This is a genomic window from Delftia sp. WSY_12, from assembly GCF_043104645.1.
GTDB classification, from domain to species: Bacteria; Pseudomonadota; Gammaproteobacteria; order Burkholderiales; family Burkholderiaceae_C; genus Comamonas; species Comamonas tsuruhatensis.
In genome coordinates, this window is record NZ_JBICKW010000005.1 from 1 (window position 1) to 13,294 (window position 13,294).

Annotated in this window: 10 protein-coding genes and 1 pseudogene; all 11 read left to right on the top strand. The window is 69.6% G+C overall.

Annotation, left to right across the window (positions count from 1 at the left end; all coding sequences use genetic code 11):
- Window positions 1-414, top strand: a pseudogene (locus tag ACF8LI_RS02595) (hypothetical protein); the annotation flags it as partial.
- 82 nt (window positions 415-496) lie between these two features.
- Complete coding sequence (locus ACF8LI_RS02600; RefSeq protein ID WP_016450685.1) at window positions 497-1,021, top strand: OmpA family protein; 525 nt, start codon at window positions 497-499, stop codon at window positions 1,019-1,021.
- 118 nt (window positions 1,022-1,139) lie between these two features.
- On the top strand, window positions 1,140-4,319 hold the full coding sequence (locus ACF8LI_RS02605) for a Mur ligase (protein ID WP_392453848.1): 3,180 nt from the start codon (window positions 1,140-1,142) through the stop codon (window positions 4,317-4,319).
- 99 nt (window positions 4,320-4,418) lie between these two features.
- Window positions 4,419-6,263 carry a peptidase domain-containing ABC transporter gene (locus ACF8LI_RS02610; protein ID WP_016450683.1) on the top strand — a complete coding sequence of 615 codons (1,845 nt, stop codon included), beginning with the start codon at window positions 4,419-4,421 and terminating at the stop codon, window positions 6,261-6,263.
- Window positions 6,260-7,657, top strand: coding sequence for an HlyD family type I secretion periplasmic adaptor subunit (locus tag ACF8LI_RS02615; protein ID WP_392414072.1), 1,398 nt, complete (start codon window positions 6,260-6,262; stop codon window positions 7,655-7,657). Before ACF8LI_RS02610 ends, ACF8LI_RS02615 begins: the two co-directional genes overlap by 4 nt.
- On the top strand, window positions 7,657-9,381 hold the full coding sequence (locus tag ACF8LI_RS02620; RefSeq protein ID WP_392414073.1) for a TolC family protein: 1,725 nt from the start codon (window positions 7,657-7,659) through the stop codon (window positions 9,379-9,381). Before ACF8LI_RS02615 ends, ACF8LI_RS02620 begins: the two co-directional genes overlap by 1 nt.
- Before the next feature lie 98 nt (window positions 9,382-9,479).
- On the top strand, window positions 9,480-9,656 hold the full coding sequence (locus ACF8LI_RS02625; RefSeq protein WP_016450680.1) for a Flp family type IVb pilin: 177 nt from the start codon (window positions 9,480-9,482) through the stop codon (window positions 9,654-9,656).
- Window positions 9,657-9,765: 109 nt separating this feature from the next.
- Window positions 9,766-9,942, top strand: coding sequence for a Flp family type IVb pilin (locus ACF8LI_RS02630; RefSeq protein WP_016454539.1), 177 nt, complete (start codon window positions 9,766-9,768; stop codon window positions 9,940-9,942).
- Window positions 9,943-9,944: 2 nt separating this feature from the next.
- Window positions 9,945-10,529: a prepilin peptidase gene (locus tag ACF8LI_RS02635; protein ID WP_080649882.1), complete on the top strand. Its 585-nt coding sequence runs from the start codon at window positions 9,945-9,947 to the stop codon at window positions 10,527-10,529.
- Between the two features lie 192 nt (window positions 10,530-10,721).
- Window positions 10,722-11,768, top strand: a complete 1,047-nt coding sequence (cpaB, locus tag ACF8LI_RS02640; RefSeq protein ID WP_016450677.1) for a Flp pilus assembly protein CpaB — start codon at window positions 10,722-10,724, stop codon at window positions 11,766-11,768.
- A gap of 25 nt (window positions 11,769-11,793) precedes the next feature.
- Complete coding sequence (locus ACF8LI_RS02645) at window positions 11,794-13,293, top strand: type II and III secretion system protein family protein (protein ID WP_126313054.1); 1,500 nt, start codon at window positions 11,794-11,796, stop codon at window positions 13,291-13,293.
- The last annotated feature ends 1 nt before the right edge of the window (window position 13,294 follow it).

Sequence of the window (13,294 nt, forward strand, 5' to 3'; positions counted from 1 at the left end):
ACCGGCCTGGTCGGCGGCCTGCTGGAGACCGTGGCCGGTGACAACGGCGTCGTCAGCGGCGTGCTGGACACGGTGGCCGGCGACAACGGCATCGTCAGCGGCGTGCTCGACACAGTGGCCGGCGACAACGGCATCGTCAGCGGTGTGGTCAACACGGTCGTCGGCGACAACGGCATCGTCAGCGGACTGCTGGGTGGCGGCAGCAGTGGCGGTGGCCTGCTGGGCGGGCTGCTGGGGGGATCGTCCGGTGGCGGACTGCTCGGAGGCCTTCTGGGCGGCACTTCGCAAGCGGCAACGGCCTCTGCGGCCGAGCTGGATCCGATTGCCACCTCCATCAGCAGCCATGCCAGCAGCACGGCCGATGCAGCAGCCAGCGTGTTGACGCAGCAGTTGCACCACAACGCCCTGCTGTGAGCTGCAGCGGCGCCTGCGGGCGCCGCATTCCTTCCCTGCGCCGCCGCCTCGCGGTGGCGGCGCACGTCCCAGGAGATTTTCCATGTCACACACTCTCAGGCTGTGCACCATCGTGCTGCTGGCCGCAGGCCTGGCCGCCTGCGGTTCCACCGCCACCACCAGCACGCAGCGTTCCGAACACCACTACGCCTTCGGCAAGGCCCCGGCGCCTGCGCCGGCCAGCTCCGGCGTCGCACCCGTGGTGGCCACGAGCCAGGCCGACCAGCGCGGTCCCGCCAATGTCGCCCACATCGTCTACTTCGACTTTGACGCCTACACCATCCGCAGCAGCGACCGGGCCATCGTGGAAAGCCATGCGCAGTGGCTGCGCAGCAATCCCGGCCGCTCGGTGATGCTGCGCGGCCATACGGACAGGCGCGGCGGCATCGAATACAACCTGGCGCTCGGCCAAAAACGTGCCGACGCGGTGCGCAACAGCCTGCAGCTGCTGGGCGTGAATCCGGCCCGCGTGGAGTCCGTCAGCTACGGCAAGGAGCGGCTGGCCGACGAAGGCACGAGCGAAGACGCCCACCAGCGCAACCGGCGCGTGGAATTCGACTACCGCTGAGCCGCCGCGCTCCGCACTCGCCTGCCGCCGGGCCGCCATGAAAGAACAGATCCGTACGCGGTCAGCGCACCGCAGCCCGGCGTCCCGTCCCCACGGGAAGCGCAGCCTCCCACTGACCTTGACCGAGGCCGAGAGCATGTTGTCGCAGCAATTGGCAAATGGCCTGGAGTACCTGGCACGGCACATGGTGTTGCTGCCCGAGCCCTACCCCGGCTGCATTCTTTTCTTCACGGTGGCGGCCGAGAACAAGGCCGCCTCCGTCTTCCATGTACGCGCCACCACGCTGGAGGCCGCCTGGCGCGAGGGGGCGACCCGCGTGCGCCAGTGGGCCTGGGCCCGCAAGCGCGATGAGGTCGATCTGCGCATCGACTGGGTCCAGGACATCACACCCCTGGAGGCGGACAGTCCCCTGCCCGATTGCCGTGCCTGGACCGAGATGCCCCTGCGCTCCCTTGCCCTGGCCGATGCCAGCCTGGAGCGCGCGCAGTTGCTGCACCCCTTGCTGCCCGATCCGCCCCAGGGTGGGGCTGCCGACGCACCCGATGATGAGCCCCCCCTCCCACGCCCCCTGCATCCCCCCTGCCTGCTGCTGCACCTGCGCGGCATGTACATCAGCGGTGAGCATCCCGCCTTGGCCGTGCCGCGAACCGACCCGCCGCAGCAGCGCCTGTGGCCACACCTCGTGCCCGTGCACGCCGCGGTCCAGCAGCTGCTGGCGCAACAGGGCAAGGAAGGGAGCTGGCCCGGTTGCGAAGACGTGTGCGACCACCTGGGCGTGACCTACGCCCTGCTGCAGGCCCAGCGCCATGCGGGCAGCGCCGCACTGGCGCAGGCCATTGCGCTGGCCATGGGCCACGTGGAGCAGCGGCTGCAGCCGCTGCCCGGCGACTGCCTGTCCGGCGCGCTGGCCATGCTGGTGCTGGCCCGCCACCTGCGCAACAGTTTTGTGCTGGGGCCGGGGGCCGACAGCCAGGCCCGCGCCCGCATTCCGGCGCTGATGGACCCGCTGGCGGAAAGCCTGCTGTCCACCGCGGCCGCGTCGGCCAGCGCCACCAAGGCCGAGGCTGCGGCCCACGCCGATGCATCCCGCAGCGGCCAGCCCCTGCTGAGCTGGGCCGAACTGGCCATGCATGCCTATGCCAGCTCCCGCCCGCCCACCAGCGACAGCCCCACGCTGCGTGCGGCGCGCAGCGCCCTGCCCGAGACGGCCGTCCTGCCCGCCGCCTTCCTGCAGGCCGCGCTGCCGCCGCTGCTGCACATGCCCGGCGGCCCCGATGACCGCCCTGGCGGGCAGGCCGACGACCCCTGCGCTCGCTGGATAGGCATTGCACTGGTCGAAAGCCTGCAGCTCGACGCTGGCCTGGAGCCACAGCCCACGGACCTGCTGCGCCAGTGGCAGATCGGCCTGCAGCGCCATCTGCAGGCCCTGGCCCAGCGCGCCATCTGGCCGGAACAGGCGCTGTACCTGCCGCCCGCCCGGCGCCGCCATGCCGCCTTTGCCGACGCCAGCCTGCGCCAGGTGCTGCAGTCCCCGCGCGAAATCGCCTGGCTGCTGGCATCCAGCCTGGCCGGCCTGGAGCTGCTGGACGCGCTGGCCCAGGCACTGCGTTCGGCTGCCAGCCACGCCGTGGCCGAAACCGAACCGGAGCACGAAACCGAAGGCGAAGGCGAAGGCGAGGCCGTGCCTGCGCAGGCCGGCAATGGCCCGGATGCGGACGGCAGCCCTGCCAGGGCCTGCTTGCCGGGGGCGCGCGACGGCGAGGCCGCGGGCCGGCCGGCTTTCTCGCCCGCGGCCGGGACCCTGTACCCGTCCATGTCCTGGGAAGGCCCTGCACTGGCCGAGCTGATGAACGGACGCTGGCTGGATGCCCCGTCAGCGCAAGGCAGAGGTACCGGCACCTGCTGCGCGGGGCTGGACGCCAGCCGCCTGCACCATCAGCCCGGCGCCGCCGTGCTGGTGCGGCGTGCCGGCATGGCCCTGGGCGTGCAGGCCGCCGCGCTTCCCACGCTGCGGGCCTCGGCCCTGATCAGCAGCAGCCCGCAGGGCCTGCTGCACCATGGCGTGCCCGTGCTGCATGTGCCCGACATACAGGAAGGATTGCGCAGCCTGGCGCAGGCCGCCCGGCGCCGCATCCAGGCGCCCGTGATCGCGGTCAGCGGCTGCGTGGGCAAGACATCCACCCTGGGCATGCTGCGCCAATGCCTGCAGGACGGCGGCGATGCACGGGGCGACGCCCTGCTGTCCCAGGGCACGGCGCTGCAGATGATCAACTGGAGCGAGGCAGCGCCCTGCGCCCTGCTGGAGCTGCCATTGCAGGCACTGCGTGGAGATCTGCCGCTGATTGATCCAGACATTCTGGTTATTACTAATCTTTCAATTAATGACATCCCCAGTACTGGTGATTCCGAGCAGTGCGGACCGGCCGGTCTGTCCGCCTGCCGCAAATACGAGGCGCTGCAGGAAGTCGTGGAAGCCATGCAGCACATGCACAAAGGCAGTGCATTGGTGATCGAACAAGACATAGGTGAAAACCCGTGCATTATTGAGAATGCCCAACGCATGGGAATGCGTCTCATCACCTTCGGTCCGCATTCCAATGCGCAGGTCCGTGAAATGGGGTTTCACAATGGAAATCTGCAAATAAGCATAGACAACCGGCGCCTCGGGATTTCCCTGCAATCGGATGGCCACCACATGGCCCGCAATGCTCAGGCCGCGCTGGCCGCCATGCATGCGCTGGGCTATGCGCCTGCACAGGTCCAGGCCTCGCTCGCGCACTGGCGGCCGCTGATCGGCGCCGGCCAGCCGCAGCTGCTGCCCAGTGGGATCTGCCTGCTGGACCATAGCCTGAGCAACCACTTACTGTCCATGCATGCTGCTTTTTCCCAGCTGCAGGAGCACGCCCCCCATGTCAGCCGCAGGCTGATCGTGCTGGCCGGCATACAGCCGGGCCAGGTCAGCATGGACACTGCACAGCTGGCGCTGGAGCCGCTGGTGCGCGCGGCCCAGGCCCGGCGCGTGCTGCTGTACGGCGAGCCGCTGCGGCAGCTGGCGGCGGCGCTGGCAGATCTTCTGCACGTCAATTGGTATGACGATCTCAATCAATTGATCTGTTCACTTCTTCGCACAACCCATAAAGGCGACACGGTTTTGTTGGCAGGCCGCGCCACTACCAATCTGGCCCTGGCCGCAGATGCCATACGAGACAGTTTCAGTGGACACGGGGCCCACCTAATAGCATCCAGCCCCGCCATCCGCTTTGATCCACATCAAAATCAAATGAACATGCATTATTGATTGAATAAAACTTATAGAGGACTGTATATAACTCGCTACAGTATTTGGGAAACGAGCGCCTTTACATTTTGTAAAGACGTTTACTAAGCCCATCAGAACATGATCCGATACCTTCTTCCCCGCCAGTTGGCCAAGGCCACGGCGATGCCGTCGGGAACGGAGACGGTGGGGGCTTTTGCAACTGCCATCGCCGAGTCCTTCGACCGGGCCGCTCACCAGCTGCGCCGTGCCGCGTGGCTGTCCCTGCCCATCAGTGTGCTGGGCCTGTTGCCATCCATCTTCCTGCTGCAGGTCTACAACCGCGTCATTGCACGCGGCGGCACGGCCACGCTCACGGCCATGGTGGCCGGCGTGCTGTGCTTCCTGGGCCTGGAATGGTGGCTGCGCCGCCGGCGCGCCCGCGCCCTGCGCGAAGCCGGCGCCATGATCGACCGCGATGTCTCCCAGGCGCTGATGCATTCCATGCTGCGCCACCCGCTGGCCGCGCTGGAGCAGCGCTCTTCCAGCCAGTGGCTGCAGCTGTTCCGCGACGTGAGCGCCATGCGCTCGGGCATGTCCGGGGGCCTGGCGACCTCGCTGCTGGACCTGCCCATGGCCCTGCTGGCCCTGGTGGTCATCGGCATCATTGCCTGGCCCGTGCTGCCGGTGATCCTGGTGGCCATGCTCATCATGGGCGTGCTGGCCTGGTGGTGGGCCGACGAGGTGCGCAGCGGCCGCGTGGAGGAAATCGCCCAGGCCCGCATGCTGGACCGGGGCACGGCCGAAGTCTGCAACGCCCGCGCCACGCTGAAGGTGCTGGGCTACGACGCCGCCGCGCGCCAGAACTGGCAAAACGGCTATGACCGCTGGCTGGCCGAGAGCTTCGGCAAGAACGGCGAGATGGAAAACGCGCGCGAAGCCAGCACCGTGCTGCTGACGCTGTTCTCCATCGCGGTGATCACCGTGGGTGCCATTGCCATCAATGCGCAGTGGATGAGCATCGGCAGCCTGATGGCCGTGAACCTGCTGTCGGGCAAGGCGCTGGGCCCCATCTCGCAGCTGGCCAGCAACTGGCGCTCGCTGGCCCAGGCCAACGAGGCCGCACGCCGCCTGCAGTCCGTGCTGGAGGAGCCCGTCGAAATCACGGCCGAGACCGTGGACCTGCCGCGTCCCCAGGGCCGGCTGCGCCTGGACCAGGCCAGCTTCCATTACCCGGGCGGCCATGTGGCGCTGGAGCAGGCCTCGCTGGAGATCGGCCCCGGCGGGCTGCACGCCATCGTGGGGCGCAACGGCGCCGGCAAGTCCACCCTGGCCAAGCTGCTGGCAGGGCTCTACCAGCCCACGCAGGGCCGCATCTTCATCGATGAATACGACATGGCCCAGTTCCCGCGCGCCGAGCTGGGCCGCTGGATAGGCTGCCTGGCCCAGCAGGTGTACTGGTTCAGCGGCCCCATCGTGGACGGGCTGCGCATGGTCAACCCCGATGCCGACGACCACAAGATCGTCACCGCCTGCCAGATCTCGGGCGCGCATGGCTTCATCAGCCGCCTGCCCCAGGGCTACCAGACGGTGCTGGGCGAAGGCGGCGCGGGCCTGTCGGCGGGCGAGCTGCGCAAGCTGGCCCTGGCCCAGCTGTTCCTGCGCAACCCCTCCGTGCTGATCCTGGACGAGCCCAGCAACGACCTGGATTTCGAGAGCGAAACCGCCCTGCTGCAGACACTGCGGCAGATTGCGCTCAAGCACACGGTCATCGTCGTCACGCACTCGCTGCGCGTGGCCTCCATGGCCCAGCACCTCTACCATGTGCGCGGCGATGGCGGCATCGAGCATGGCTCGCCCCAGCAACTGCTGCCCCAGCTGTTCGGCACGGCACGCGAGGCCGCCGTGCCCGCAGCGGCCCCCGCACCCGCCGACAAGGCCCCGCACCCCGACCAGCCCGCCGTGGCGCCGGAGCTTGCCTCATGAGAGCCGGCCGCTACGACGATCTGCCCCTGGTGCTGCGCCAGTCGCACCAGCCATCCCGCCCGCTCGAGGCCGGGTCGGCCGGGGCCGGCGCGGATGCATCCGGCGCAACGCCACCCGCAACGCCCCCCGTATCGCGCTGGGCAGGCCTGGCGCGCGGCAAGTGGCTGCTCGCCATCCCGGTCACCGCGCTGGTGATCACCGGCCTGTTCTATCCCGTGGAGAACGTGGTGGTGGCCAGCGGCCAGGTCATCCCCTCCGACCGCGTGCAGACCGTGCAGCATCTGGAAGGCGGCATCGTCACCGCCGTCCATGTGCGCGAAGGCCAGGCCGTGACCCAGGGCCAGCCCCTGCTGGAGATCGACCTGGGCGGCAACAGCCTCAACCTCGAACAGCTCACGGCGCGCATGGCCACGGCCCAGGCGGTCAAGGTACGGCTGGGCGCGGAAAGCCAGGGCAGGCCGCTGCAGCGCACCAGTTTCCCGGCCGACCTGGACCCGCAGGTGGTCCAGGCCGAGCTGGGCGCCTTCTCGGCCCGCGCGCTGGAACACCAGGGCAGCATTGCCGCGGCCCAGGCCCAGCTGCAGCAGGCGCGCGGCGACGTGGCCCAGGTCCAGGCCCGCATCGAGGGGCTGGAGACCAATCTGCGCCTGCACCAGCAGGAAGCCTCCATTGCCGGGCAGCTCGCCGCCGAGCAGCTGATCGGCCAGCTGGAAGTGCTGGACAAGCAGCGGGCGCTGGAGCAGGTCCGCGCCGAGCTGGCGGCATCGCGCCAGACGCTGTTCAGCAACCGCGCCAAGATCGAGCAGGCCCAGGCCAAGCTGCAGGAGACCCAGGGCGCCTTCCGCCGCCGCGCCTCCGACGAACTGGCCCAGACCGAACGCGAGCTGGCCAGCCTCAACGAAGACCTGGTGCGCGCCCGGACCCAGCGCACGCGCACCGCCGTGCTGGCGCCCACCAGCGGCTTCGTCAAGGGACTGCGCAGCTCGGGTGCAGGCTGGGTGGTCAAGCCAGGCGAGCCCATCCTCGAAGTCGTGCCCGACAAGGACGAGGTCATCGTCGAAGCACGCCTGAGCCCCGCCGACCGTGGCTACGTGCGCACCGGCCAGCCCACCCGGGTGAAGATCTCGGCCTACGATTTCCTGCGCTACGGCTCGGTGCCCGGCCAGGTCACCCTGGTGGCCGCCGATGCCGACCGCGACCCCAACCTGGCCGACTCGCCCTCGTACTTCCGCATCCAGGCCAGCCTGGAGCAGCCCTGGGTGGGCCGCACCGACAACCGCATCACCACCGGCATGCAGGCCGAGCTCGACCTGCTGCTGGGCCACGAACCCTTTATCTGGTACTTGCTGCGGCCCGTGCTGCGCATCCAGAGCGAAGCCTTCCGGGAGCCCTGATGCAAGGCCGCCCGTCCACTCCCACCACAGGCTGGCACGCCCGGCTGCGCCAGCTGCTGGCCGCTGCCTGCTGCGTATCGGCCCTGCAGGCGCTGCAGGCTGAGGCCGCGCCCATGGCGGCCGAGGAACCGGACCTGGCCACCACGGCTGCGGCGGACTCCGCTCACGCTCACGCACCCGCACCTTCACCCGAACCCGCATCCGTCCCGGTACCCGACGCCGTGGTCCTGCGCCTGGCCCAGCAGCTCACGCCCGGCACCCTGGCCAGCGACAGCGGGCAGCGCCGCCTGCTCGATGCCCTCTACGCCCTGCTCGACGAATACCCCGACGTGCGCAAGGCGCGCGCCGCGCTGGAATCGGCCGGGCATGACGTGAACACCGCGCGCGGCGCGCGCTGGCCCACCTTCAAGGTGGGCACCAACACGGGCGATGCCAAGCTCCGCCGGGGCCGCGAGTCGTACACCGCCGTCAATGCCGAAGTGCGCATGGCCCTGCTCGATGGCGGAGCCATCGGCGCGGGCATCCGCTCGGCCGAATCGCAGGAGGCGGCCCAGGGCAGCGTGCTCTACGGCACGCGCCAGAACGTGCTGCTGGAGGCACTGACCGCCCTGCTGGAGCTGCACCGCTTCGAGGACAAGGCGCGCGTGGCGGCCGAGTCGGCACGCATCATCGGCCAGCTCGCGCGCATCGAGGAGCGCCGCGCCGAACTGGGCGCCGTGGGCCGCAACGACCTGCGCCAGGCCGCCTCGCGCCAGGCCGGCGCCCTGGCCCAGCAGCATGCGCTGGAGTCGCAGCGCATGGATGCGCTGGCCCGCTTCACGCGCTACTTCGGCTTCACGCCCCAGGCCGGCTGGCTGCCCCAGCTCAATGTGCCCGAGCAATGGATGCCGGCCAGCGAAGACTCGGCCCTGCAGGCGTCCGAAGCCGTCAGCCCCGAGCTGCAGGAAATGCAGCAGCAGATCGAGAAGGCCCGCGCCGAAGTCGACCGCAGCAAATCCCAGCGCTTTCCCACCCTGGCCGCCGTGGTGGCCCACACGCGCGACCCCAGCGGCGTGCTCTATGCCGAGGGCACGCGCTACGGCGTGGAGCTGAGCTGGAACTTCGGCAACGGCTTCGAGCTGCGCGACCGCATCCTCAAGGCCATCAACGAACTGCAGGCCCAGGAAGCGCAACAGGAAACCGTGCGCCGCCAGGTGCGCGAGACCGCCTCCGCCGCCTGGGGCCGCACCCAGTCCGGCCGCCAGCGCGAAAGCCAGCTGGCCGACGCCGTGCGCGAGGCGCGCGCCGCCTTCGAGGGCCGTCGGCGCCTGCTCGAAGTCGGCCGCGGCAGCCTGGCCCAGGTGCTGGACGCCCAGCTGGACATGCAGCGCCTGCTGCTGGACGAGGCCGACGCCATCTACGACCAGCGCATCAACGAACTGCGCCTGGCGCGCACCACCGGCCGCCTGCTGCCGCAGGACCCGCCCGACCAATGGCTGAGCGCGCTGTTCAGCACGCAAAAACCCATTCCAGCAGGTGGCGGCACGCCGGACCCCTCGCCCGGCACGGTGCCCGGCATGACTCCCGGCCAGGCCCCCTCGCGCACCCGCCCCGACCCCATGGACGCTGCCGTGGCCACCCTGTCCGCCAGCGCCATGCCCCAACGAATCCAGCTGCGCCTTGAGCAGCAGTTGCGCCCCATTTCAGACGCTTTTCAAACCACCGCCGCGCGACAGCAGTGGTGAAGTGGGAAGCAGGGGTTCCCGTGCAGCGGCCGGCTTGGGCCCATCGCCAGCCGCTGCCATCGACAACGATGGGCTTTTGCAACCGAAAGGACGATGCCATGACCGACATCATCAAGAACTTCTGGAAAGACGAGGAAGGCGCCACCGCCATCGAGTACGGCTTGATCGCCGGCCTCATCGCCGTGGGGATCGTGGTGGGCGCCACTGCGCTGGGCACCAATCTGAACGGCCTGTTCACACGGATCGCCACCAAGCTCACCGGCTTCACGCCCTGAGCGCCGGCTCCGGCGCGATCCGAGTGGGCCCGCAAGGGGTCGGCCCGATGCGCGATCGCCATGCCGGCCACCGGCCCCGAGGCAACTTGCAAACCGAAAGGACCATGACATGACCGAAACGATCAAGAACTTCTGGAAAGACGAGGAAGGCGCCACCGCCATCGAGTACGGACTGATTGCCGGGCTGATTGCCGTGGGGATCGTCGTGGGCGCCACCGCGCTGGGCACCGATCTGAACGGACTGTTCAACCGGTTGGCCACCAAGCTCACAGGTCTTGCGCCCTGAAGATGGAGCCGACCTCGCTATGGCTATGCGTCTGCATCACATGGCTCGCAACGATTGCGGCCATGGATCTGCGCATCCGCCGCGTGCGCAACTGGATGGTGCTGCTCGGCCTGGCCACAGGCGCTGGCGCACTGGCCAGTGGGGCCCAGCCGTTCCAGGTCTCGGCCTGGAACGCGCTGGCCGGCATGCTGGCGGGGTTTGCCGTACTGCTTCCTTTCTATGCACTGCGCTGGATGGGTGCGGGCGACGTCAAGTTCGGCGCGGTCGCGGGGCTGTGGTTCGGGTGGGGCTTCGACCTGCTGCTGATCTGGACCGGCGGCAGCCTGCTGGCCGGCCTGCACGGTGTACTGGTTCTGTCGCTGCGCCACCTTCGGGACAGCCCCACCGGGCTGTGGCTGCAGGCACGGCTGCCACTGTCCAGCGCGGCCCTGTCCTGGACTGCCCGCCTGGCGCCCCTGGGCGCGACGCCCCGGCCCGCAGGCGCCACCGATGGACCGCGCCAGCCCCAGCGCTCCATCCCCTATGCCGGCTACATGGCCATTGCGGCCATCGCCCTGGCCTGGCGCCACAGCCAGCCACTTGTCTGAACCGGAGATGCCCATGCCTGTCACCTGCCTGCCTCCACGCCGTCCATGGACCGGCTCCGCCACACGCCATGGCCGTGCGCTGCCTGGACGCTTTCCTGCCCTGGAGGAGCTTCTCCGCCATGGCAGGAAAGCGCCAGGGCAGCCCCCGGCCCTGAACACCGTCGCAACGCACTTGCACCAGGAGTCCCAGCCATGAACCTCACCAAGATTCTTGCCGGACTGCTGGTGGGGCTTGCCATCGTGCTTGCGGGCCTTGCCTGGATGCTGGGCAGCCAGCCCGCACGCCCCGTGGCTGCCCCCTCCCCCGCGGCCTCGTCGCAGCCGGCCCCCGAACCGGCCCAGCTGCACGCCGTCGTGGTCGTGGCCCAGGCCATTGCCGCAGGCCAGCGCATCGGCAGCGACGATGTGAAGCTGGCCCAGCTGCCTGCCCCCGTGCCGGGCAGCTTTGCCGCAACCGACGACGTGCTGGGCCGCACCACGCTGATGCCGCTCACACCGGGCACCCCGCTGTTCGAGCAGCAACTGCTCAGCGGCCTGGCGCTGCAACTGGAGCCGGGCCAGCGGGCCGTTGCGATTGCCATCCGGGAGCAGATGGCCGCAGGCCACCATGTGCGCCCCGGTGATTTTGTGGATGTCTACTTCACGCTGGACGGCAAGTCCGACCAGGCGCCCGTGGACGCGCAGACCCGGCTGCTGCTGGCGCGCAGCCGCGTGCTGGCCTATGGCGCCGGCAGCGTCGAGCGCCCGCCCCTGTCGGCGGCCCAGCGCCAGGCACAGCAGGACAAGGAGTCGTCAGGCTCGCCGCTGCGCCGCGCCAGCGCCGGCGATCAGGCAGGCCAGCGCCCGGAGAACGTGCAATCGGCCGTGCTGGCCGTGCCGCTGGACGATGTGGAGCGCCTCACGCTGGCCGAGAAATTCGGCCAGCTCACCCTGGCCCTGCGCAACCCCGACGACCTGTCCGTACCCGATCCCAAGCTCTTCGCCGCCCTGCCCGGCGCGCTGCAGCCGGTGGCCGGCCGCCTCAGGAAGGACCAGACGCTGGAGGGTGCAGACCGCGCCTTCGCCGGCCTGCGCATGCAGGACCTGGCCACCGGCGCCGACGCCAGGAACATCCGCAAGCCGGCCGCGCAGCCCATGACGGCCCTCGCGCCCGCCGTGCGGCCGCAGCCGCAGCGGGCCCCGCGCGAACGCACGGTGGAGCTGCACAACGGAGCGGCCGTGCAGATGGTGAACTACTGACAACACACAACAAGAGGGAGATGCCATGAAGTGCAAGAACATCTCGACGGCCGGGGCCACGCCGCTGCAGAGGGCGGTCTGGACGCTGTGCGGCAGCATGGCCTTGCTGGCCTTGACGCCAGCGGTGTCTGCCCCAGCGGACACCGCTGCCGGCCAGGGCATGGCCAACCCTGGTGCCGGCGACATGCTTCCTGGCGAATCCCTGCAGCTGGTGGCCGGGCGCCAGCACCTGATGGCGCTGGCCGACGCCCCGGTCCGCATCGCCGTGGGCGACCCCAATGTGCTGGATGTGAAACTGCTGCGCGCCACGCCGGGCTCCGGCGCCAGTGCCGGCTCCGGCTCCGGCGGAACCGAGCTGCTGCTCACGCCCAAGGCCCAGGGCAGCACCAGCTTGGTGGTGTGGCCCCGCAAGGGCGGCGTTCCCCAGCGCTGGGAGGTTCAGGTCAGAGGCCAGCACCTGCTGCTGGAAAAGCGGCTGGCCTCGGTCCCCGAGCATGCCCAGGCCGTGGCCGAACTGCGCCTGGGCGCGCCCGCCCAGACGCCGCTGGTGGACAACGCGCAGATCGATGTCAGGAGCAACACCGTGCAGGTGGACGTGCAGGTGGTGGAGTTCAAGAAATCCGCCATGAAGCGCGTAGGCGTCAATATCTACAGCGGCGGGCGCAACAACCAGGGCTTCAGCTTCGGCAGCTTCAGCCCCGGCGTGGTCGGCAGCATCAGCACCAATACCAACGGCACGGGCACGGGAACGGGCAATACCGGGTCGGGCGGCACGGGCTCGGGCAACACGGGATCGGGCAGCGTGTCCAACAACACCTCCTCGGCCATTGCCAGCGCCATGAGCCTGGTGATGACCTTCGGCAAGGCCTTCAGTGGCGCCGGCATCGTCACGCAGCTGAGCATCCTCGAGGGCAACGGCATGGCCCGCGTGCTGGCCCGGCCGACCCTGCTGGCACAGACCGGCCAGAACGCCAGCTTCCTGGCCGGCGGCGAGCTGCCGATTCCCGTGCCTGCGCGCGACGGCAACATTGCCATCCAGTACAAGGAGTTCGGCATCAAGCTGCAGCTGACGCCCACCATCCTGTCGGACGAGCGCATCGCCCTGAAGGTCTCGCCCGAGGCCAGCGACCTGGACTTCAACAGCGGCGTGACCATCAGCGGCGTCACCGTGCCCGCCATCCGCACGCGCCGCGCCGACACCTCGGTGGAGCTGGCCGATGGCGAGAGCTTCGTCATCGGCGGGCTGGTCAGCCGCGCCACCACCTCCAACGTCAGCAAGGTGCCCGTGCTGGGCGACCTGCCCATCCTGGGCACCTTCTTCAAGAACCTCAACTACACGCAGGAAGAGACCGAGCTGGTGATCATCGTCACCCCGCGCCTGGTCCACCCGCTGCCCGCCAGCACCAACCTCGAAGCCCTGCTGCCGGGCGCGCGCTCCGAGCAGCGCAACGCCGGCAAGGTCTGGCTGCCCTACCTCGCCGGCGGAATGAACCAAGACACCGCCGTACCCGGTTTCTCGTACTGAC